The organism is Acidisphaera rubrifaciens HS-AP3, assembly GCF_000964365.1.
GTDB classification, from domain to species: Bacteria; Pseudomonadota; Alphaproteobacteria; order Acetobacterales; family Acetobacteraceae; genus Acidisphaera; species Acidisphaera rubrifaciens.
Genome location: NZ_BANB01001165.1, coordinates 1 through 228, shown reverse-complemented (window position 1 = coordinate 228; position 228 = coordinate 1). Strand labels below are relative to the sequence as shown.

Genomic DNA, 228 nt, shown 5'->3' with positions numbered 1-228 from the left:
TGTTGAGGAAGTCCAGCCAGATCGGGCAGCCGGCGGCGGTGTCAGGCGCGACGGCCGTTGTCTTGGTCATGTAGGCAAGAGGATCGTGACGGTGCATCCGGCCCGTGCGCAGGTCGATGGTGCCGCCGGGCGTGTTGAGCATCCAAAGGTCGGCGTCCCATTGGTCCACCGTCGCGGCATGGGCGCGGTCGGCGCGGGCGAGCTTCTCGACGGCGGCGACGGTGCGGG

Annotated in this window: 1 pseudogene; it reads right to left on the bottom strand. The window is 69.7% G+C overall.

Annotated elements, in window-relative coordinates:
• Positions 1–228: pseudogene (locus B8460_RS20520) on the bottom strand (phage/plasmid primase, P4 family); the annotation flags it as partial.